The organism is Neptunitalea lumnitzerae (genome assembly GCF_027924185.1).
GTDB classification, from domain to species: domain Bacteria; phylum Bacteroidota; class Bacteroidia; order Flavobacteriales; family Flavobacteriaceae; genus Neptunitalea; species Neptunitalea lumnitzerae.
Genome location: NZ_BRVO01000001.1, coordinates 902,924 through 924,537 on the forward strand (window position 1 = coordinate 902,924; position 21,614 = coordinate 924,537).

The window sequence follows — 21,614 nt, forward strand, 5'->3', positions numbered from 1 at the left end:
AAATAATCTTTTTAAGTTTGCACCATCTCAAAGGGGTGCTCTTTACAAGGGGCTGAGATTATACCCAATGAACCTAGAACAGGTAATGCTGTTTAGGGATAGAAAATAAGCATGATTATATATGCTTAGGTGGTACATTTTATTTAATCAATTTTAATTAGTAATCAGAATAATTACCCCTTTTATTCGTAAAACATTTTTTACGGATGAAATTTTTATTCGCTTTAGGGTTAACAGTGTGTTCTGTGGGTACATTGTTGGCACAAGAAAAAGAGCAAGACTCTTTAAAAACAAAGGAACCGGTGCAATTGGAGGCCGTTTCAGTTTCTTCAACCAGGGTAACCGAAAAAAGCCCGGTCACATTTTCTAACCTTTCTAAACAAGAAATCAAGAAGAGAAATTTAGGGCAAGACATCCCATTTCTTTTAAATTATTTGCCGGGGGTGGTAACCACTTCAGATGCAGGTGCCGGAGTAGGGTACACGGGTATTAGAGTGCGTGGTAGCGATGCTACACGTGTAAATGTTACCATAAACGGTATACCGTATAACGATGCTGAAAGTCAAGGAACTTTTTGGGTAAATATGCCAGACTTTGCTTCTTCTGTAGAGAACATTCAGTTACAGAGAGGGGTAGGTACTTCAACCAACGGGTCGGGAGCTTTTGGGGCTAGTTTAAACTTGCTTACCGATGCGGTGTCTAAAAAAGCATACGGGCAAATAGCTAATTCCTATGGTAGTTTTAATACCAGAAAGCATACGTTAAAGTTTTCTACTGGGGTACTTAATGATCATTTTGAGGTTTCGGGTAGACTGTCTAAAATTGCTTCTGATGGTTATATAGATAGGGCTAGTTCTGATTTAAAATCATATTTTTTACAAGGTGCTTATGCCGATGAGAACACCCTTATTAAAGCATTGGTTTTCGGTGGGCATGAGATTACCTATCAGTCTTGGAATGGTTTAGAAGATGAGGAGTTATTAAAGAACGACCGTACTTTTAATACGGCTGGTATGTACTATGATGAAGATGGGAATGTACAGTTTTACGATAATGAAGTGGATAACTACAAGCAAGACCATGCGCAATTAATATGGAATCAAAAATGGTCTTCGAATTGGAGTAGTAATGTAGCCTTACATTATACGTATGGTAGAGGGTTTTATGAGCAATATAGAGAAGATGCTTCTTTTGATGAATATGGACTAACGCCTATAGAAATTGGTGGTGAAACCATTAATACAACCGATTTAATCCGAAGAAAATGGCTTGATAATGATTTTTATGGAGCAATTTTTTCAGCTACCTATGAGAAAGATAATGTGTCTGTAATTATGGGAGGTGGAGTAAACCAGTATGTAGGTAGACATTTTGGAGAAATTATTTGGGCTACCTATGCAGCAGATAGCGAAATACGTGATAGGTATTATGATGATACTTCTAAGAAAAATGACCTTAATGTATATACCAAGGTAAATTACGGACTTGGTAGTGGTTGGAGTTTGTTTGCAGATGTACAGTATAGAAAGGTGAGATATACGGCTGATGGAGCAGATACTGGTGGCGTAGATGACACCTTTAATTTCTTTAATCCGAAAGCTGGAGTTACCTATGAAATGAATGAGAATAATACGATGTATTTATCATATGCACGTGCTAATAGAGAACCTAACCGAACAGATTATGAAAATGGTAATCCGAAACCTGAAAAGTTAAACGATTTTGAGCTAGGATGGCGATACAATTCTCCTAAGTTAAAATTGAATTCTAATATCTATTACATGAGGTATCAAGATCAATTAGTATTAACAGGGGAACTAGATAACATAGGGGCGCCTATTAGAGCTAATAGTGGAGACAGTTACCGACTAGGGTTAGAGATTGATGCAACTGTGCCTATAAGCAGTAAGTTTTTAGTAAGACCTAATGTTGCGTTGAGTACCAATAAAAATATTGATTTTTACTTTCAAAGAGATGGCGTGCTTCAAAATTTAGGGAATACCAATATTTCATACTCTCCGGAAGTTGTAGCAGGTAATGCCTTTACGTATATGCCGAGTGCAGTATTTCAGGTGTCGTTATTGTCTAAGTTTGTAGGCGAACAATATATGGGGAATATAGATGCTGATGGATCTAAACTAGATAGCTATTTTATCAATGATTTTAATGTAGCATACGAGATTAAAACGAATAAGGTATTTAAGTCTATTGTGTTAACAGGTTTGGTAAATAATATTTTTGACGTGAAATACATATCTAATGGGTATTTCTATACCTATGATCTTGAGGGGAATACCCCAAATGACATAGTTACAGAAGAAGGTGCTGGTTATTACCCACAGGCAGGTATTAACTTCTTAGTAGGTGCTACTCTAAACTTTTAAAAAATAGGATTAGTTGTTAAGCTTTAAGGCGATAGCTATATGTACATATAGCTGTCGCTTTTTAATTAGATACAGTTAGTATATTTCCGTTTACTGTAGTTTGATAAAATAACATATTGTGGTAAGCATTACCGTCATTAGTTTCATCTACAATAGCACCTGTGTACAGGTTATATCTATAATCTTCACAGTCGCATTGGCAATAAATGTTACCTACTACACTCATGGTAGAGCAGCCACTTGGGGCATGATTTGGGCAACTAGCTTCCCAAGCTAAAAAGGTATTAAATCCTTGGTTTATTACAATAATACCTCTAATACCAGCACCGTCATCGTTAATTAATACACCATTACCTGCTACTGTAAGGTTGTTGTATAGCGGTAAGTTTAAATTTATGGTTTTGGTAAAACTTACTTCAGATAGGTAAGGGTTTCTGTTACTGTGGTTATCGGCACAACCAAAAAGTAGTACAAAGCAAGCAAGCCAAATGAATCTTTTCATGATAGTTCTTTTATAAAACTACTAACGTAGCGAGTGCAAAAATATTCTTAATTTTTTAAAGAGATGCAAATTACAAAATCAAGTTATTTAAAAAATTCTTATATTTGCTATGGAATCCTCTTATAACAAAGGGGATTTTTTGTATTTACAAATTAATGAAGCTATGAGTAAAGTATCATATTATACAGCAGAGGGATTAAAAAAATTAAGAGAGGAACTTAATCAATTAAAAGATGTAGAGAGACCACGTGCATCGCAAGCAATTGCAGAGGCAAGGGATAAGGGAGATTTATCTGAGAACGCAGAGTATGATGCCGCAAAAGAGGCACAAGGGCTGCTTGAGATGAAAATTTCTAAAATGGAAGAAACGTTGGCTAATGCAAGATTAATAGACGAGTCTCAATTAGATACTTCTAAAGTATTAGTGCTTTCTACAGTTAAGTTAAAAAATGTGGCTAACGGTATGGAGATGAAGTATACCTTAGTAGCAGAAAGTGAAGCCAATCTTAAAACAGGAAAAATATCTGTAAACTCACCAATTGGAAAAGGTTTGTTGGGTAAAAAAGTAGGTGAGATAGCTGAGATTAAAGTACCTAACGGAGTTTTAAAAATGGAAGTTCTAGAAATTACAAGAGCGTAATTTTTAACAATATTGACATCTAAATCCTTTGTATCTTTATGCAAAGGATTTTTTTATTTATTAAACACATACTTATGGCAACTATATTTACCAAAATAGTAAACGGAGAAATACCGTGTTACAAGGTAGCAGAAGACGATAAATTTTTAGCATTTTTAGATATTAGTCCTAATGCAAAGGGGCATACGTTGTGCATACCTAAGCAAGAGGTAAATAAAATTTTTGACCTAGATGAAGAAACGTATATGGGACTTATGGCGTTCTCTAGAAAAATAGCCATTGCTTTAGAAAAGGCAGTACCATGTAAAAGAGTAGGGGTAGCTGTAGTAGGTTTAGAAGTACCACACGTACACGTACACTTAATTCCGTTAAACGAAATGGGTGATATGAACTTTGCTAAAAATGTTCCGTTAGAAAAAGAGGAATTCAATGCTATAGCAAAAGCTATTCAAACCTATTTGTAGGTATTAACAATATATAAGCATGAGTGGTATTAGCTCATGCTTTCTTCTTTTCGTAAGCTAATCTGCATTGTAGTACCTTTTCCTATTTCAGATTCTAATACTTTTACCCTGCCTTTGTGGTAATCTTCAATAATTCTTTTAACTAAGGATAGGCCAAGTCCCCAACCACGTTTTTTGGTGGTAAACCCTGGTTTAAATACATTTTTAAAATCTTGTTTGTGTATTCCTTTACCGGTGTCAGATACATTTATCTTCACAAATTTATCGTTCTCGGTAATGGTTATTTTTAAGTCACCTGCACCTCTCATGGCATCTATGGCATTTTTTACCAGGTTTTCTATAGTCCAACTGAAAAGTTGTGTGTTAATAGCCACAGGTATCTCTTTGTTTGGTATGTCTATAGCAAAGGCAACTCTTTTAGAGCTTCTTATCTCAAGGTATTCATAAGCCGTTTTAGTTTCGGCTATAATATCTTTTACTTCTAATTTAGGAATCGATCCTATTTTAGAAAAACGCTCTGTAATGGTTTGTAAGCGGTCAATATCCTTTTCTATTTCACTAGTTACACTAGTGTCTACATCCATTGTTTTTAAAAGTTCTGTCCAGCCTAATAACGATGATAGTGGTGTGCCAATTTGGTGCGCCGTTTCTTTAGCCATACCTGCCCAAAGCTTGTTTTGATCAGATATTTTGGCCGTACGGTAGAAAAAGTATACTACCGAGCCAAATAACACAATAATTAGCAATAGCGCCATTGGGTAGTACTTCAATTTGTTTAGCAAATCGGAGTTTCCGTAGTATAGTGTAGCAAGCTTTTCACCATCATCAATAACCTCAATAGGGTGGTTTTCATTTTCAAACTGAACAATTTTTTGCTGTATATATAAACTATCGTTTTCTCTTTTCTCATCTAGGTTTTGAGATTGTGTATAGCCTTCAATACTTACTAAAATCATGGGGTTAGATTTGTTAGATTTTAGAATCTTAAGCGGTAATTCTAGGTCTACACTAGCCCCATCAGTACCTGCGGTGGTAGGAGCTTTAATAAGGGTTTGCTGGGCATTAGCCCAGATTTCCATTTTAGCGCGCTCTTCGTTCTTAAATTTCTGGAAAAAGTTATAGGTATTCCATAAAATCAAGCTAACAATGATAAAGGAAGAGATAATAAGTATCCAGCGTACGGTATTTCTTTTCTGTAGGAACATGATCTTTTTTGAAAATCTGTTTAAATATAAAGTAAAAGCTACAATTTTATTGCTTAGGTGTATAAACATTTTAGTAACTAACCTATAATATGTAGTTTTGCAATAGCAGAAAAATATAATTACAGGTAACAGTATATTTAGAATTATGGAAGTAACAGGAAAAGTTAAATTAATTGGAGCAACACAAACATTTGGTAACAATGGTTTTAGAAAAAGAGAGTTGGTTGTTACTACAGAAGAGCAATATCCGCAACATATTTTAGTTGAGTTTGTTCAGGATAAATGTGATCTTTTAAATACTTTTCAAGTAGGGCAGCCTGTAAAGGTAAGCATTAACTTAAGAGGTAGAGAGTGGACAAACCCTCAGGGAGAAACAAAGTATTTTAATTCTATTCAAGGATGGAGAATAGAGTCGTTAGTACAAGAACAAAACCCAAGTAACCAAATGCCACCAGTACCACCAATGGATGCTTTTGAGCCTGCAGACGATTTTAAAGAAGATGATTATGACGATCTTCCTTTCTAAGAAAATTAGAAATTATTATAAAAAATTAAAGTGCTTAGATTCTAAGCACTTTTTTTATGTAAAAAGTCCCGGAGAACCGGGACTTATAATTCTGTGGTTTTAGGTTGTCTTTACAACAAACTCAAAAAGCAATGATGAAATAAAAAAGGTTGTAAAGACATAACAAATGTGTCGATTTTTTATCAGAAAAAAAAGAAAATGTTTAATTTTTAACACTTAAAATCGTAAGTATTTGGCAATTATGAAGTATCTCACAAGTGCATTACAATTTCCTCACCCTGAGGAAGCTTCTGTAGAAGGAATCGTGGCAGTAGGCGGAGACCTTTCTGTAAAACGTCTTTTGTTAGCTTATGAGCAAGGAATTTTTCCTTGGTTTGATGAAGAGCAACCTATCTTGTGGTGGTCTCCAGACCCTCGAATGGTGTTATTTCCTCAAGATTTAAAAATATCTAAAAGCATGCGTAAGCTTTTACGTGATGAAGCATTTAAGGTTACGTATAATAAAAATTTCAATGAGGTAATAACGCATTGTGCCACTGCTTATAGAGAAGGCCAATACGGTACTTGGATTACCGAAGATATGATTGCTGCCTATAACAAGTTGCATGCTATTGGAAAGGCGGTTTCTGTTGAGGTATGGAAAGATGAAGAATTAGTGGGAGGTTTGTATGGTATAGATTTGGGAAATGTGTTTTGTGGTGAAAGTATGTTTGCAAAACAAAGTAACGCTTCTAAATATGGTTTTATTAAGCTAGTGCAAAAGTTAGCTTCTGAAAATTATAAGATGATTGACTGCCAAGTGTATACAGATCACTTAGCAAGTTTGGGAGCTGTAGAAATACCAAGAACCCAATTTTTAAGTTTGCTTTGGGAATAGTAAAGGTGTATAGGTTTACTATGTAATCAAGGACAATTGCTACAGTGGTTTGTAGTTTATTTGGTTACTTGGTGGTATCTGAAACAATCTACTTCATGATCGTTAACCATACCAGTGGCTTGCATGTGAGCATAAATAACAGTACTACCCACAAACTTAAAACCTCTTTTTTTTAAGTCTTTACTTATAGCATCTGAAATGGCTGTGTTGGCAGGAGCCTCTTTGTAATTTTCTACCTTATTAATAATAGGTTTGTTATTTACAAACTGCCAGATGTAGTTGCTAAAAGAACCAAACTCTTCTTGTATTTTCATAAAGCCTTGAGCATTGGTAACTGTGGCTTTAATTTTTAGTTTGTTTCTAATAATACCAGCATCTTCTAATAGGCTTGCTAACTTATCTTCGTTATATAGGGCAATCTTTTTATAGTCAAAGTTGTCAAAAGCCTTTCTAAAGTTTTCTCTTTTTCTTAAAATGGTAATCCAGCTCAAACCGGCTTGAAACGTTTCAAGAATAAGAAACTCAAATAGCTTATCATCTTCATAAACAGGGACTCCCCATTCTTCATCATGATATTTTTCGTAAAGAGGATCACCGATACACCAACCGCATTTTTTCATAAAAAAGTCTTAAAATTTGAGAAATATGCATTTTTTTAAAACCGCACTTGCTTTTCGCCCGTATATAAGGCAAAGTAAATATTAATTCTTAAAAATTAAAACTATGAAAACATTTAAAATTACAATGATGGTATTATCGGTTTTATTTTTCGTTGCCTGTAACGATGATGATAATCCAGGAGATATGGGAACAACACCGGTAGCTTCAAAAACTTTTGAGTTATGGTCGGTTTCAGACGCGTCTATTATGGGAGATGCAACCTTTATTAAAAACTCTGATAATTCGGTAACTATTGAGTTAGATCTTAGTGGTACTTCTTCAGGGGTTATGAGTCCGGCGCATATTCATTATAATACGGCAGCAGAAGGTGGGGCTATAGCATTAACTCTAGGTACTGTAGATGGTAGTACTGGTATGAGTAGTGTAACCGTGTCTGCTTTAGATGACGGAACTGCTATTACCTATGAGCAATTGCTAGATTTTGATGGGTATATTAATGTACATGCCTCAGCAAACGATTTAGCTACATTAATTGCACAGGGAGACATTGGGCAAAATGAGCTTACAGGTATGAGTGAGACCTATCCGTTAAATGCGGTAGCAGAAGCTTCTATTTCTGGAGAGGTAAGCTTTTACGAGCGTGTAAATGGTGAAACTTTGGTGAAAGCAATGTTAATGAATACTCCAACAGACGGAATGCACCCCGGCCATATACACTATAATACAGCAGCAGAAGGAGGAGGAATTGCAATATCTCTTACCACGTTAGATGGTAATACAGGAATGAGTGCTACCAATGTTAGTATGACAGATGATGGTACGATGGTTACTTACGATGATATGATTGATTTTGATGGTTATGTGAACTTTCATTTAAGTGCTGATGATTTAGCTACACTTGTAGGACAAGGAGATATAGGGCAAAATGCCTTAACCGGAGAAAGTATGACGTATGATTTAGGTGCTGTAGCAGATCCTAATATTTCAGGAACAGCTACATTTTATGAAAGAAATAATGGTGAAACATTAATTAATGTAATGTTGATGAATACGCCTTCAGGTGGAATGCACCCAGGTCATATTCATTTTAATACAGCAGCAGAAGGTGGAGGTATAGCCGTAACCTTAACTACTGTAGACGGAACCACTGGTATGAGTGCTACTAATGTAGGAATGTTAGACGATGGTACTATGGTTACGTATGATGATTTAGTTGACTTTGATGGTTATATCAATATTCATTTGAGTGCAAATGATTTGGCTACCTTGGTTGCACAGGGCGATATTGGGCAAAATGCATTAACCGGTATGAGTACTACGTATACACTGAATTCAGTAGATGTACCTAGTATTTCTGGAAGCGTGATGTTTGAAGAGAGAATGAATGGAGAGGCTTTAGCTACCATTATGCTAATGAATACCCCTGCAGGTGGTTCGCACCCAGCGCATATTCATATGAATGATGCAGCGACAGGTGGAGCGATAATATTTACTTTTAACAGTGTTGATGGTAGCACCGGTATGAGTAAAACCAATGTAAGTATGTTTGATGATGGTGCATCATTTACATATGATGATGTAGCAACGGTGAATGGTTATGTAAATGTACATTTTAGCGCAAACGATCTTGCAACCCTAGTAGCTCAAGGAAATATTGGTATAAATAATTAGTTTTAGGTTACTATTTTTGATTGAAATCCCGGATATCCGGGATTTTTTTCGTTTGTAAGTTGACAATTGTCAGTTTTTAAATTTTAAAAGACCTCTATATTTGGTTATAGCAAATTCTAATGTGATGCAGACATTACAGGTAAATAGTATTATTGAAAACAGTATAGCTAAGGCAATGAGCTATGAAGAGTACATTGCGCTAATGGCTAAACTGATGGCGGAAGGGGCATCTACCTCTACGGTTCCATCAGAAGAAATGACCTTATTTACCAAGCTTAACTATAAGCGGATGATCAGGCTTAACAAAACTATTAAGATTGATGGTAAATACAAAGAAGTAGTCGATGCTTATAAAAAGAAAGTTACTTGGTTGGTACTAACAGAGAGTTGGTGTGGCGATGCTGCACAAATTTTACCTGTAGTTAACAAGATTGCCGAAATGAGTGGCAATATTTCTTTAAGGCTTGTGTTGAGAGATGAGAATATAGATCTTATGGATCTTTGCTTAACCAATGGTACGCGGTCTATTCCTAAATTATTAGTAATTGATGAAGACTATAATATTATAGACAGCTTTGGGCCAAGGCCAGAAGCTGCACTAAATCTTGTAGACGATTTTAGAGAGCAATACGGTAAACTTACCCCTGAGTTTAAACAGTATTTACAATTATGGTATAATAAGGATAGAGGAAAAAGTATTGTAAAAGACCTACTTAAATTAATGACCTAATTACTTCCCCTTAGTAATAGAAATAATTTTTTCTGGGTTTGTGCCCTAAATAGTTTACTACTTCTGTTGAAATACATAAGATATAGTGCCAACTTGTAATCTTTTTTGCGGGTTGGCATTAAATTTTGTGCGCATGGCATAATGTATGGCATTTTCTACCAAGCATCCATCGGTAGTAGTAGAGCTAGCTTCGTTCTGTTTGGCAGATATCACATTGCCGTATTGGTTTACTTTTATGGTAATTACAACTACTCCGCCTTCTATACATGTGTAGGTAGGGTTGGGTATGCGCCCGCTAACTATTCTATCTACTAAAGAGTAGGTTACAGTGGCTGTGCGTTCTGTATTTCTATTCTGTACTCCCTTACCATCTTTTTTTAAATCTTCTAATGCCTTATTTGCTCTTTTTCTACTTTTTTCTGCGGCTTGTAAGTTACCATAACCTTCGGTGTTAGGTTGTTTAGTGTTTACTTTTTCTGCAGCTTTTTTAGATTCTAGCTCAGAGAAAAACTTGTCTAAAGATTGGTAATTATCTTCTTTAGAGTATCTGCTTTTAATGCGGTCGTTATAGGTTTTATGGGTAACCTTAGTTCCTTTTTTGGGTGGTTGCAGAGGTGTTTTCTTTTCTGCTATGTCTTTCTCTTTTTCCTGAGAAACCATTTCAATAAAGTATTCTTCTACGGTAGGGTGGTTTTTAAAGTGTATGGCACCTACCGATAGCAATAAAACAAGCATAATGCTCGCAGAGATTAAAGCCGATATGATATACCTATTAGATTTCATTTTCCGAAACCTAATAAATATTACGTAAAGTGCTTTTTTACAATTAGTTAATTTATTTATAAAGAAATTATAATTCATTTAAGTTAGCAACAAATTCTTCAGGAGAAATGGCATCTTCAACGCTGTAATCTCCAATTTTTGTTCTTCGCAAAGCAGATAAATGTCCGCCAGAGTTTAGAGCTTTTCCAAAGTCATGTGCTAAAGAGCGTATGTAAGTACCTTTGCTACAAACCACTCTAAAATCTACTTCGGGAAATCTAATCTCAGTTATTTCAAAAGTATTAATAGTTATTTGACGTGGTTGTATTTCTACTTGTTCGCCCTCACGTGCAAATTCATATAATCTTTTACCGTCTTTTTTTAAAGCGGAAAAAACGGGTGGATATTGCATAATATCCCCAATAAATTGATGTGTGGTTTCTTTAATTAAGTCCTCTGTAATATGAGCGGTTTCAAAAGTTTGGTCAACTTCAGTTTCTAAATCATAAGAAGGTGTAGAACCACCTAAGGTAATAGTACCTGTATATTCTTTTATCTGCCCTTGTAAATCTTGTATTTTTTTGGTGAATTTACCTGTGCAAATAAGTAGTAAGCCTGTAGCTAAAGGGTCTAATGTACCTGCATGACCTACTTTTATTTTTTTTAATTTGTATTTTTTTAAGATAGCCCATTTAATTTTGTTTACAGCATTAAATGAACTCCAGGTAAGGGGCTTATCTATTAAAAGTAATTGACCTTCTTTAAAATCTTCTAACTGCACTTTATACTACTTTTAACTCTAAAATGAAATAATGAATAATTAAAATGGCTGCACCGGCAATAACACGGTAGTAACCAAATACTTTAAATCCGTGTTTGCTTAAATACCCTATAAAAGATTTAATAGCAATCATAGCTACAATAAAACCAACCACATTACCTATAATAAGCAGGTTTACCTGCTCTTGGTTTAAAACAAACCCATCTTGATAATAATCGTATGATTTTTTTAACGTAGCCCCTAGCATGGTAGGCACAGCTAAGAAAAATGAAAACTCAGCAGCTACGGTTCTAGATAGTTTTTGAGTCATACCCCCAACAATAGTGGCACCACTTCTAGAGGTACCAGGTATCATAGCAAGGCATTGGAAAAAACCTATTTTTAAAGCTGTTAAATAAGATATTTCTGTTTCTTCACCATCACCAAACCAGTCGTCTACTTTGATAAGGAAAAAACCTCCTATAATTAATGAGATGGCTACTGTAGTAGGGCTTTCTAGCAAGCTATCAATAATATCACTAAATGCCAAACCTAACACCACTGCAGGTATAAAGGCAACAAATAACTTGTAATAAAATTGTAAGCTTTGAAAAAAGCGTTTAAAGTATAATACAATAACCGAAACAATTGTACCCAGCTGAATAACAATGGTAAATAGTTTGGTAAAATCTTCTGAAGCAATTCCGAAAAAGGAAGATGCTATAATCATATGTCCTGTAGAAGAAACCGGTAAAAATTCAGTTAAGCCTTCAATAATTGCCAAAATAATAGCCTGTAGGTACGTCATGAATGGTAGTGAAGTTTAGTTAGTATTACTTACTTAATGTTTTATTTTTTGGTTTTGTCTGGGTTGTAAAGTATGGCAAATACTTCAATAGCAAAGCCAATTAAAATTACCGTTGGGGCAACTCTAATTCTTCGGGTATTAAACATTTCTTCGTTAAAAACATTCGGGTCGTCACTACCACCACCACTCATTAAAATAAACCCAAGAGCAATTACTCCTAGCCCTATAAGCATGAATTGGTAATTCTTTTTAGTGAAAACAAATTGTTGTTTTTTACTAGTAGTATCGGGTTTATTAGTTTTCATTTACTGAAATATATTTTTAATAATAAAGATCGTCTGTTCTTAAATTTAAATAACGCTGTGTGGCAAAAAATGTGCTTAACCAGCTTATGATAATTCCAAATATAAAAATACCACCAAAAATACCTGCTAATACAGGTATATTATTTAGCAATTCTAAGTTAGGATACTTTTTGTCTAAAAACGACATGCAAGCCGTAAGACCAGCAATAGCAATAATAGCACCTATCATACCTAATTTAATATTGTTAAGTATAAACGGGCGGCGTATAAAGCGCTTGGTAGCACCAACCATTTGCATGGTTTTAATAATAAAACGTTTTGCGTAAATAGATAACCTAATAGAAGAGTTAATTAAAAGAATAGCAATTAGTAAAATAACTCCTGAGGCAATTAACATATAGTAGGTTATGGTTTTTACATTATCGTTAAGCATACTTACTAACGGAATGTTATAAGCAACCTCGTCTACAAACGTGGCACCTTTAAGTTCAATAGCAATATCTGCCAATTGTTCTTCGGTTACATAGTCTGCTTTTAAGTATAAGTCTATTGAGTTTTGTAGCGGGTTATCACCTAAGTATTGTACAAAGTTTTCTCCTAATTCTTTCATGTGTTTTTCCGCAGCCTCCTCTTTAGAAACATAGGTAGCAGATTTGGTATATTCTGCCATAGCAAGGCTTTTTTGAAACTGATTTATTTCGGCTTCTTTGGCGGTAGCGGAAAAATAAATGTTTACCTGAAGGCTTTCTTTAAAGTGATTCACTAGTTTTTGCGAATTCACAATTACAAAAGCCAATGTGCCTAACAAAAATAGAATTAGTGCAATACTCAGTGTAACTGAGAAATAGGATGATATTAATTTTCGTTTTTGAAATTTATCAAAAGATGTACTCATAGATGTAAGCTCAGGTATCTTTATAAGTTTTTGTAAAAGTACTAAAGTAAATTTAAAGTTATAAAACTTTAAGAATCCTTTGTTTAAAATAAACTACATAAGTAGTGTATTATTGTTAATAAGCCCTATTCTTTTAGGTTTGTTACTATATTTGTAGTGTGAAACATGTAGTGGTTATAGTAGCTTTGTTAATCTTAGGAAATCCGCTTTTTCCTGTGGTGGAATATGTGGTTAAGTACAACTATATAGCTAATGAACTGTGTGTGAATAGAAATAAACCGATGCTTCATTGTAATGGTAAATGCCATTTAATGAAAGCGCTGGCTAAAAAGGCAACAGAAGAAACGGAGAATTCTAAACAGTCTGATGTTAAGAAAACGGAATTGCCTATTTTCTTTACCATGCCAATGTATGAGTCTGCTTATAATCTTGTAGAAGAATTGCCCAACAAACAGGTGATTTATACACTTCAAAAAAAATATTGCTTTTTACTTTATAAGCAGTGTTTGAAACCCCCAATTGTAGCTTAGTTTTATTTGCGAATACATTGAGGGTAAGGTTTCCTAAAAAAAATTGAAGCCTATTAGTTTATTATTTAAAATTTAAAATCATGAAAAAAGGAATTATAATAATGATTGCTACATTGTTTTTAGCTGTAGCATGCGATACCAAACCAACGGTAGAAAAAAATAAAAAAGAGTTTGAAACGGTGTATGCTGAAACCATTAAGGTACACGATGAGGTTATGGCTAAAATGGGAACCATTAATAAGTTACAAGTACAATTAGAAGAAGAGGTTAAAGCAGCTACCGATACTGTACCGTATGCAGAAGCTATGAAAACCTTGAAAAAAGGACATAAGGGAATGATGGATTGGATGCATAGCTTTAGTGATGCATTCCCACATACTGAGGACCGATTTGCTGGGAAAAGCAAAGAGGAGATAGATGAGTCTGTTGAGCGTTTAAAAGAATACAAAGCACAAATGGAAGCAGTTGATGCCCAAATAAAAGAGGGGATTGATAAAGCTGAAAAATTATTGAGTAGTAATTAATTTCTTTAAAATACGTATAGCTTGAAAAGCCACAACATAATAGTTGTGGCTTTTTTATTTATTAATCGAGATGAGTTGCTTTGAAGCTTGTCTCTAAGTTGTTACCTCAAAAAAAATGCAATGTGGGTGTAACCTTTTTCGTTTAGGGAACTATATAGTATAGAAAACCAATCTAAAAATTACCCGAATTGAAATTACAAACAGACGAACAATTAATGAGGCAGGTTGCCAATGGAGAGCTAAAGCTGCTTAGTGTTTTGTTTGAAAGGCATCATAAACATGTATATAATTTTATTTTTCAGATGAGTGGTGATAAAGATTTGAGTGAGGATATAGTACAGGAAGTGTTTTTTAAAATACTAAAGCATAGAGCCACTTTCGGAGAGGGAAAGTTTATAGCATGGATGTTTACCATTGCAAGAAATAGTTTGTCTGGGCATTATAAAAAAGAGCAGCGGTTTACCACTACAAAGGAAACTATTGTAGCAGAGGTAGTGGAAGATCCGGAGTGCAAAGAGCAGTATTCAGATTTGCATGCTGCTTTAGCAAAATTGACACCTACAGATAGAGAGGTTGTAGTACTAAACAGATTGCAAGGGATACGTTATGAAGAATTAGCAATTATTTTAAATAGTACGCCAAACGCAGTAAAGACTAAAGTAAGTAGGGCTTTAGATAAGTTAAGAAAAGTTTATTTTAAACAAGTTGAGGTATGAAAATTCATGTGACAACTGAAACGATAGTGGCGCTATTAGATGGTGTGTTACCAGAAAGCGAGCAAGAGTTGATAAGGCTTCACATAGCAAATTGCAAAAAGTGTAAAGAAGCCTATAATGAATTACAAAAATTACAAGAAGTTTTTGTGAAAGAGATAGCTGTTGAACCAAGTGAAAAAGCACAAAATAATTTTAATGAAATGCTTGCTGAAGAAATAGCAGCAGAAGCTAGTGTACTTTCAAAATCAGGAATAATATGGCTGTACCCAGTGCTAAAAGTAGCGGCAATAGTTGCTGTAATGGTAGGTTCCTTTTTATTGGGTAAGTGGTATGGTTATGAGCAATTATCTGGAAGCTATTTGGCTTTAAAGGAGGATAATGTAGCCTTGAAAACTACCGCTACTATGTCTTTGATGGAAAGTACTTCGGCAAGTAAGCGTATTGAGGGTATAACAAGAACAAATGATTTTGTAACGTGGAACCAAGAGGTAATAGATGCATTGACTTTTAGAATGCTTTTTGACGAGAATGATAATGTACGTTTGGTAGCGGCACAGTCTATGGAACATATGGCTAGTGATAAATTAGTGAGAAGTTCCTTCATTGAAGCTTTGGGAAAGGAGAAAAATCCAATGATTCAGATTGAGCTTATTGAAATTATTGCTCGAATAAGAGAAAAAGGCGCCTTAGAAAACCTGAAACAGCTAAGACAGTCTAATACCACATTACCGCTGGTAAAGGCACAAATAGATAGGGTAATACCAGAAATAATGTAATCAATAAAAAATGGATATAGTTATGAAACATGTAAGTTTTCTTTTAATTTTTTTAATGTTTGGTTTTGGGATCTATGCACAAGAACAAACACAGCGTTTAGATGCACACAAAATAAAATGGGTTAAAATTAAATCAAAGTCTAAAATTACGGTAGTGGGGTATGATAAAGATGAAATACAAATAAAAATAGACGCTTATAATTTGCCTCCTGAAAAGGCGAAGGGGTTAAAGCAGTATGGCTATAAGCAAGCTAATACAGACGTAGGTTTTTATATGACCAAAGATGGAGAAACCATGTATTTGGAAAGTATACGAAATGTGGGTAAAGGGGAAGCTACCATATTTGTACCTAAAAATATGAGCTTGGTGATAGATGAATTAGGTATGTATGATATAAGCGTAGAGAATGTTGAAGGTGAAATTGAAGTTTCGAGCTCGTTAGCAGGTGCTGTTTCTATACATGGGGTATCAGGTCCGTTGACCATAAACACAAGTACCGGAGATGTTACAGTAGATTTTAAGTCATTAAAACAAAGTACACCGCTTAGTATTAGTTCTTTAGCAGGAGAGGTAGAGGTGAAGTTACCTGTAAAAACAAAGGCAGACGTTAAGGTAACCTCTTCTATGGGAGAGTTATATACTAATTTTGATTTGGAAGTAGAGAATGAAAAAGATGTAAAAGTAGGGATGGCAGGTATCGCCTTAAAAGGAAAAATAAATAAAGGAGGTGTTCTAATAAATTTACACTCGGGTACCGGAAATATATATCTTAGAAAAAAATAATATAAAAGCAGCCTTAGGGCTGCTTAGCTTTTTCTAATAGTTCTGTTTCTTCGCCTAAAATTTTTAAGATTGTAGGCATTTCTTTTATAGCGTGTTCATAACCAATTTCAAAAGCACGGTCTAGCATTTTTACATCTAAAATACCTACAGTATAAATTTCAGGTGGTAAAAATACATAGTGGCATTCGTTAAACTGATGGTAGTAATTGGCATCCATACTAATGGTTATTACACGTTGAAGCAGTTTAAAGGTGTTGTTGATGTCTTTGTTTTCTACTTCTGCAACCGGATTCACAAAACTGCCCAAGGTGTATTGGCAAGTATCGCAAAGCGGTTCGTATGGGAAATTGTTTAACAAACCTCCGTCTGAATATAAGTGGTCATTAATTTTTACCGGAGAAAAATATGGTGGTAAGGCACAAGAAGCTAACAAAGGTTTTATTAAATCTCCAGAATCAAAAAACTCCAACTTACCTGTATTTAAGTTGGTAGCAGTAACCGTAATAGGTATGTTTAACTCTTCAAAAGTAGTTTTGGTAAAAAACTTTTCAAACAGTACTTGGTATTTTTCACTATCTACCAATCCTGGCTTGTTTAAGGCAAATAAAGAAAAGCTAAAAACAGGCGTATCTTTAAAAAAGTTCATCATTTCTTTTGGCTTATACCCAGAAGCATAGAGTGCCGCTATTAGAGCACCACCGCTGGTGCCTGCAATACAATCTGGTTGTATGCCGCGTTCTTCCAAGGCTTGTAATAGCCCAGCGTGTGCCAAAGCACGTATTCCTCCTCCAGAAAGTACTAAACCTAGTTTGTTTTCAGGAGCAGTTTCTTTTTTCTTATTGAATATATTAAAGAATGCCATATAAAGTCAAAAATACAATATTGCAGAGTAAGTACCCCTTGAAAATCTGTTAATTAAAAGGCAAAATTTGTATGTTGAGGCAGTTGCAAATTAGCTAGTCTTTGTGTTAGAAAGGCTTATAAATGTTTGGGTTGGTGGCCTTCAATAATCTTTTTTATAATACCTATTTCAGCTTGTGCGTGTTCATAGCCTATTTGAAAAGCTTTGTCTAACATCTTTACATCTAGTATACCAACTTTATGGATGTTGGGAGCCATGAAAACGTATTGACATTTTTGAAACTTCTCGTAATAATTAGCGTCCATACTAATATGATATACGCGCTGTAGTAGTTTTAAGGTTGAGTTGATGTCTTGTTTTTCAATTCTGCCTACGGGGTTTACAAAGCTTCCTAAAGTAACATCGCAACAAGACTCTAAAGGCTCCGTAGGAAAGTTGTTCAACATTCCACCATCGGCATAGAGTTCGCCATTCATTTCTACAGGAGAAAAATACGGAGGTAAGGCAGCAGAGGCAACTAAAGGTTTTATCAGTTCGCCTTTGTTAAAATATTCTAGTTTTCCGCTGGTAATATTGGTAACTGCTATGGTGGTAGGTATTTTTAGTGCTTCAAAAGTATCTGTATGAAAAAACTTTCTAAAAAGCCGATCGTATTTTTCGCTATCAATTAGGCCTGGTTTTTTTAAAGCAACTAAAGAAAAGCTAAATAGCGGTGTTTCTTTAAAAAAGGCAAGCATTTCGTCTGGGTGGTACCCAGTAGCGTATAAGGTGGCAATAAGTGCACCTCCGCTAGTGCCCGAAAGGTGCGTGGGTTTAATTTGGTGTTCTAATAATGCTTTTATAAATCCGGCATGGGCAAGTGCTCTCACACCTCCGCCTGAAAGTACCAATCCTATGTTCTGGTGCGTCATGTAAGTGGTAAAAAGTTAGTGTTATGTTGGTTTGATAAATATAAATGTACAATAATAAACGAATAACGTACTCACTTCATTGTATAAATAGCTGGTTTTTTATCTGTATACATGTATGTAATAGACTTGTTAACTTAACTTTTATAATTACCTTTGAAACCGATTTTTAAAAGCAAATTCAGGTAATTAGTTAAATAGAAAGTAATGAATTACAATCCGAATGACATTGAAGCAAAATGGCAACAATATTGGAGTGAAAACCAAACCTTTAAGGCTTCTAACAATAGTGAAAAACCAAAATATTATGTGTTAGATATGTTTCCTTACCCATCTGGGGCAGGGTTACACGTTGGGCACCCACTGGGGTATATAGCTTCCGATATTGTAGCGCGTTATAAGCGTCATCAAGGTTTTAATGTGTTGCATCCACAAGGATATGATTCATTTGGACTACCAGCAGAGCAGTATGCTATACAAACTGGTCAGCACCCGGCTATTACCACCGAAACAAATATTAAAAGATACCGTGAGCAATTAGATAAAATTGGGTTCTCTTTTGATTGGAGTCGTGAGGTGCGTACGTCTAATCCTGAGTATTACAAATGGACACAGTGGATATTTATTCAGTTGTTCAACTCTTGGTACAATAAAGATGCTGATAAAGCAGAAGATATTTCAACCTTAAAAGCGATTTTTGAAAAAGAAGGAAATGCAACTGTAAATGCAGTTTGCGATGATGCTATTGTGCCTTTTACAGCAGCTGAATGGAATGAATTTACAAGTGAAGAACAACAAAAAATATTATTACAATACAGACTTACCTATTTAGCAGAAACTGAAGTAAACTGGTGTCCGGCACTAGGTACGGTGTTAGCTAATGATGAGATTGTAAATGGAGTTTCTGAACGAGGAGGACATCCGGTAGTTCGTAAAAAAATGACCCAATGGAGTATGCGTATTTCTGCCTATGCAGAGCGTTTGTTAGAAGGGTTAAATAGAATAGACTGGACAGAATCTTTAAAAGAGAGTCAGCGTAACTGGATAGGTAAATCGGTTGGGGCAAGTGTAACTTTTAATGTAAAAGAAAGCGATGCTACCATTGAGGTTTTTACCACCAGACCTGATACTATTTTTGGAGTAACGTTTATGACGTTGGCGCCAGAGCACGATTTGGTTGCACAAATAACTACCGATGAGCAAAAAGCTGAGGTAGCAGCTTATATAGAAGCAACTGCAAAACGTAGTGAGCGTGAGCGTATGGCTGATGTAAAAACCATTTCTGGGGTGTTTACAGGGGCGTATGCAGAGCATCCGTTTAGTAAAGAGCCAATTCCTATTTGGATTGGAGACTATGTGTTAGCAGGCTATGGTACCGGAGCTGTAATGGCAGTACCTTGTGGTGATGAGCGTGATTATGCGTTTGCTAACCATTTTAAAGGTACTAACGGAATGCCAGAAATTAAGAATATTTTTAATCAAGATATTTCTGAGGAGGCATTTGCAGCCAAAGAAGGTTTTGAGTTGGTAGCATCTGATTTCTTAAACGGATTAGGATATAAAGAAGGTGTTAAAAAAGCTATTGAGCAATTAGAGGCTATAGGTGCTGGTGAAGCAAAAGTAAACTATCGTTTACGTGATGCTGTATTTAGCAGACAGCGTTACTGGGGAGAGCCTTTTCCTGTGTATTACGTAAATGGAATGCCGCAAATGATTGCCGATGCGCATTTACCAATTAAATTGCCAGAGGTAGAAAAGTATTTACCAACCGAAACAGGGGAGCCACCATTAGGCAATGCTACTGTTTGGGCTTGGGATACCGTAAATAATGAAGTAGTGGCAAATGATAAAATAGACCATGAAACGGTATTTCCTTTAGAGCTTAATACCATGCCGGGTTGGGCTGGTAGTAGTTGGTATTTTAACCGTTATATGGACGCTGGTAACACCGAGGCATTTGCATCGCAAGAAGCATTGAACTACTGGAAAGATGTAGATTTATATATTGGTGGTAGTGAGCATGCTACGGGGCACTTATTATACTCACGTTTCTGGCAAAAATTCTTGTTTGATAAAGGAGTTGTGCCGGTAGACGAATATGCTAAAAAGCTAATTAACCAAGGGATGATTTTGGGAACTAGTGCTTTTGTTTGTCGCGCTAGTATATCTTTTGAGCCAATTAGGGAGATAGGGTTGATTAATGATATGCAAAAAGTTTATGACGTAATTGATGAATATTGTCACAAAGTTATTGATAATAAGATATATATATCTGATTCATTAGTTGAAGAATATAAAACAAACAAGATAGCGTGGAATGAGAACAAGTGTATTATTCAATGGAAACAAGATTTGTTGAGTATATTGGTGGAGAAAGGTTTTGATATTGTAGGTCTAGACTTAGTTGTCTTGGCTGAATATCATTTATTGCATGTAGATGTTAATATGGTAAACTCTTCAAATGAGCTAGATATTGAATTGTTTAGACAATGGAGGTCTGAATTTAAAGATGCTGAGTTTATTTTAGAAGATGGTAAGTATATTGTTGGGCGTGAGGTAGAAAAAATGTCGAAGTCTAAGTACAATGTAGTAAACCCAGATGATATTTGTGCAGAATATGGTGCAGATACCTTACGTTTATACGAAATGTTTTTAGGGCCATTAGAGCAAGCTAAACCTTGGAATACTGCGGGTATGACAGGGGTTTCCGGCTTCCTTAAAAAACTATGGCGTTTGTATACCACTGATGAAGGTTTTAGTATTTCTGATGCAGCGCCTACTAAAGAAATGTACAAAGTATTACACCAAACCATTAAAAAAGCAACAGAGGATATTAAGAATTTCTCTTTTAATACTTCGGTATCACAATTTATGATTTGTGTAAACGAACTTGGAAAGCTAAAATGTAACCATAGAGCTATTTTAGAGCCGTTGGCAGTATTAGTTTCTCCGTATGCGCCACACATAGCAGAAGAGCTTTGGGCAGGTTTAGGGAACGAGGATTCTATTGCTACGGTTGATTATCCTAAATTTGAAGAGAAGTACTTAGTAGAAAGCAGTAAAGAATATCCGGTTTCCTTTAATGGTAAAATGCGTTTTAAATTAGAGTTGCCTTTAGATCTTACAAAAGAAGAAATAGAGAAAATAGTATTAGAAGAAGAACGTACCCAACAACAATTGGCAGGTAGAACACCTAAAAAAGTAATTGTTGTTCCTGGTAAAATTATAAATATTGTGGGGTAAAGCCTTGCAGTACAAAAACAAAAAAAGCACACGGTAATGCCTAACTTACTTGTGTGCTTTTTGTTTTTTTTGCTATTTAAAAAAGACCAAAATGAATTGGTCTTAATTTAAGCTTGGGGGT

Annotated in this window: 23 protein-coding genes; 13 read left to right on the forward strand and 10 right to left on the reverse strand. The window is 35.2% G+C overall.

What is annotated here, in order from left to right; translation table 11 throughout:
- The first annotated feature begins 206 nt into the window (after positions 1–206).
- On the forward strand, positions 207–2,384 hold the full coding sequence (locus Y10_RS03985) for a TonB-dependent receptor (RefSeq protein WP_281764071.1): 2,178 nt from the start codon (positions 207–209) through the stop codon (positions 2,382–2,384).
- Positions 2,385–2,445: 61 nt separating this feature from the next.
- Here the strand turns inward: Y10_RS03985 and Y10_RS03990 are convergent, their stop codons facing one another.
- Positions 2,446–2,886, reverse strand: coding sequence for a Rieske (2Fe-2S) protein (locus Y10_RS03990; protein WP_281764072.1), 441 nt, complete (start codon positions 2,884–2,886; stop codon positions 2,446–2,448).
- 163 nt (positions 2,887–3,049) lie between these two features.
- On the opposite strand from Y10_RS03990, the gene greA reads away from it, so the two are divergent.
- Positions 3,050–3,526 carry a transcription elongation factor GreA gene (gene greA, locus Y10_RS03995; RefSeq protein ID WP_281764073.1) on the forward strand — a complete coding sequence of 159 codons (477 nt, stop codon included), beginning with the start codon at positions 3,050–3,052 and terminating at the stop codon, positions 3,524–3,526.
- A gap of 74 nt (positions 3,527–3,600) precedes the next feature.
- Positions 3,601–3,990: an HIT family protein gene (locus tag Y10_RS04000; RefSeq protein WP_281764074.1), complete on the forward strand. Its 390-nt coding sequence runs from the start codon at positions 3,601–3,603 to the stop codon at positions 3,988–3,990.
- 29 nt (positions 3,991–4,019) lie between these two features.
- Here the strand turns inward: Y10_RS04000 and Y10_RS04005 are convergent, their stop codons facing one another.
- A complete protein-coding gene (locus Y10_RS04005) occupies positions 4,020–5,198 on the reverse strand; it encodes a sensor histidine kinase (protein ID WP_281764765.1) in 1,179 nt (392 codons plus the stop codon).
- Positions 5,199–5,340: 142 nt separating this feature from the next.
- Between Y10_RS04005 and Y10_RS04010 the strand changes: the two genes are divergently transcribed.
- Complete coding sequence (locus Y10_RS04010; protein WP_281764075.1) at positions 5,341–5,721, forward strand: DUF3127 domain-containing protein; 381 nt, start codon at positions 5,341–5,343, stop codon at positions 5,719–5,721.
- A 241-nt stretch (positions 5,722–5,962) separates the two neighbouring features.
- Entirely contained in the window at positions 5,963–6,598 is a 636-nt protein-coding gene (gene aat / locus Y10_RS04015) for a leucyl/phenylalanyl-tRNA--protein transferase (RefSeq protein ID WP_281764076.1), read from the forward strand.
- Positions 6,599–6,654: 56 nt separating this feature from the next.
- Here the strand turns inward: aat and Y10_RS04020 are convergent, their stop codons facing one another.
- Entirely contained in the window at positions 6,655–7,218 is a 564-nt protein-coding gene (locus Y10_RS04020; protein ID WP_281764077.1) for a DNA-3-methyladenine glycosylase I, read from the reverse strand.
- A gap of 103 nt (positions 7,219–7,321) precedes the next feature.
- Between Y10_RS04020 and Y10_RS04025 the strand changes: the two genes are divergently transcribed.
- Positions 7,322–8,890, forward strand: coding sequence for a CHRD domain-containing protein (locus Y10_RS04025; RefSeq protein ID WP_281764078.1), 1,569 nt, complete (start codon positions 7,322–7,324; stop codon positions 8,888–8,890).
- A 124-nt stretch (positions 8,891–9,014) separates the two neighbouring features.
- Complete coding sequence (locus Y10_RS04030) at positions 9,015–9,620, forward strand: thioredoxin family protein (protein WP_281764079.1); 606 nt, start codon at positions 9,015–9,017, stop codon at positions 9,618–9,620.
- A 57-nt stretch (positions 9,621–9,677) separates the two neighbouring features.
- Here the strand turns inward: Y10_RS04030 and Y10_RS04035 are convergent, their stop codons facing one another.
- The 5 genes from Y10_RS04035 to Y10_RS04055 all read right to left on the reverse strand — a co-directional run bounded on the left by Y10_RS04035 (position 9,678) and on the right by Y10_RS04055 (position 13,150).
- Positions 9,678–10,403, reverse strand: a complete 726-nt coding sequence (locus Y10_RS04035) for a hypothetical protein (RefSeq protein WP_281764080.1) — start codon at positions 10,401–10,403, stop codon at positions 9,678–9,680.
- A gap of 67 nt (positions 10,404–10,470) precedes the next feature.
- Entirely contained in the window at positions 10,471–11,163 is a 693-nt protein-coding gene (gene truB / locus Y10_RS04040) for a tRNA pseudouridine(55) synthase TruB (RefSeq protein WP_281764081.1), read from the reverse strand.
- Between the two features lies 1 nt (position 11,164).
- Positions 11,165–11,950: an undecaprenyl-diphosphate phosphatase gene (locus Y10_RS04045; RefSeq protein ID WP_281764082.1), complete on the reverse strand. Its 786-nt coding sequence runs from the start codon at positions 11,948–11,950 to the stop codon at positions 11,165–11,167.
- A 41-nt stretch (positions 11,951–11,991) separates the two neighbouring features.
- Positions 11,992–12,255, reverse strand: coding sequence for a DUF3098 domain-containing protein (locus Y10_RS04050; protein WP_281764083.1), 264 nt, complete (start codon positions 12,253–12,255; stop codon positions 11,992–11,994).
- Positions 12,256–12,271: 16 nt separating this feature from the next.
- Positions 12,272–13,150, reverse strand: a complete 879-nt coding sequence (locus Y10_RS04055) for a cell division protein FtsX (protein WP_281764084.1) — start codon at positions 13,148–13,150, stop codon at positions 12,272–12,274.
- A 158-nt stretch (positions 13,151–13,308) separates the two neighbouring features.
- On the opposite strand from Y10_RS04055, the gene Y10_RS04060 reads away from it, so the two are divergent.
- The 5 genes from Y10_RS04060 (at position 13,309) to Y10_RS04080 (ending at position 16,480) form a co-directional block, all read left to right on the forward strand.
- The gene (locus Y10_RS04060; RefSeq protein WP_281764085.1) at positions 13,309–13,680 is read left to right on the forward strand and encodes a hypothetical protein; all 372 of its coding nucleotides are present in this window, start codon (positions 13,309–13,311) and stop codon (positions 13,678–13,680) included.
- Positions 13,681–13,760: 80 nt separating this feature from the next.
- Positions 13,761–14,204, forward strand: coding sequence for a hypothetical protein (locus Y10_RS04065; RefSeq protein ID WP_281764086.1), 444 nt, complete (start codon positions 13,761–13,763; stop codon positions 14,202–14,204).
- Positions 14,205–14,392: 188 nt separating this feature from the next.
- Positions 14,393–14,920 carry an RNA polymerase sigma factor gene (locus Y10_RS04070; protein ID WP_281764087.1) on the forward strand — a complete coding sequence of 176 codons (528 nt, stop codon included), beginning with the start codon at positions 14,393–14,395 and terminating at the stop codon, positions 14,918–14,920.
- Entirely contained in the window at positions 14,917–15,696 is a 780-nt protein-coding gene (locus tag Y10_RS04075; protein WP_281764088.1) for a zf-HC2 domain-containing protein, read from the forward strand. Before Y10_RS04070 ends, Y10_RS04075 begins: the two co-directional genes overlap by 4 nt.
- Positions 15,697–15,718: 22 nt before the next feature.
- Positions 15,719–16,480, forward strand: a complete 762-nt coding sequence (locus Y10_RS04080; protein WP_281764089.1) for a DUF4097 family beta strand repeat-containing protein — start codon at positions 15,719–15,721, stop codon at positions 16,478–16,480.
- Positions 16,481–16,493: 13 nt separating this feature from the next.
- Here Y10_RS04080 and Y10_RS04085 read toward each other — a convergent pair whose 3' ends face one another.
- Positions 16,494–17,342: a patatin-like phospholipase family protein gene (locus tag Y10_RS04085; protein WP_281764090.1), complete on the reverse strand. Its 849-nt coding sequence runs from the start codon at positions 17,340–17,342 to the stop codon at positions 16,494–16,496.
- A gap of 116 nt (positions 17,343–17,458) precedes the next feature.
- The gene (locus tag Y10_RS04090; protein ID WP_281764091.1) at positions 17,459–18,253 is read right to left on the reverse strand and encodes a patatin-like phospholipase family protein; all 795 of its coding nucleotides are present in this window, start codon (positions 18,251–18,253) and stop codon (positions 17,459–17,461) included.
- Positions 18,254–18,457: 204 nt separating this feature from the next.
- On the opposite strand from Y10_RS04090, the gene Y10_RS04095 reads away from it, so the two are divergent.
- The gene (locus Y10_RS04095) at positions 18,458–21,493 is read left to right on the forward strand and encodes a leucine--tRNA ligase (RefSeq protein ID WP_281764092.1); all 3,036 of its coding nucleotides are present in this window, start codon (positions 18,458–18,460) and stop codon (positions 21,491–21,493) included.
- Positions 21,494–21,614: the final 121 nt, after the last annotated feature.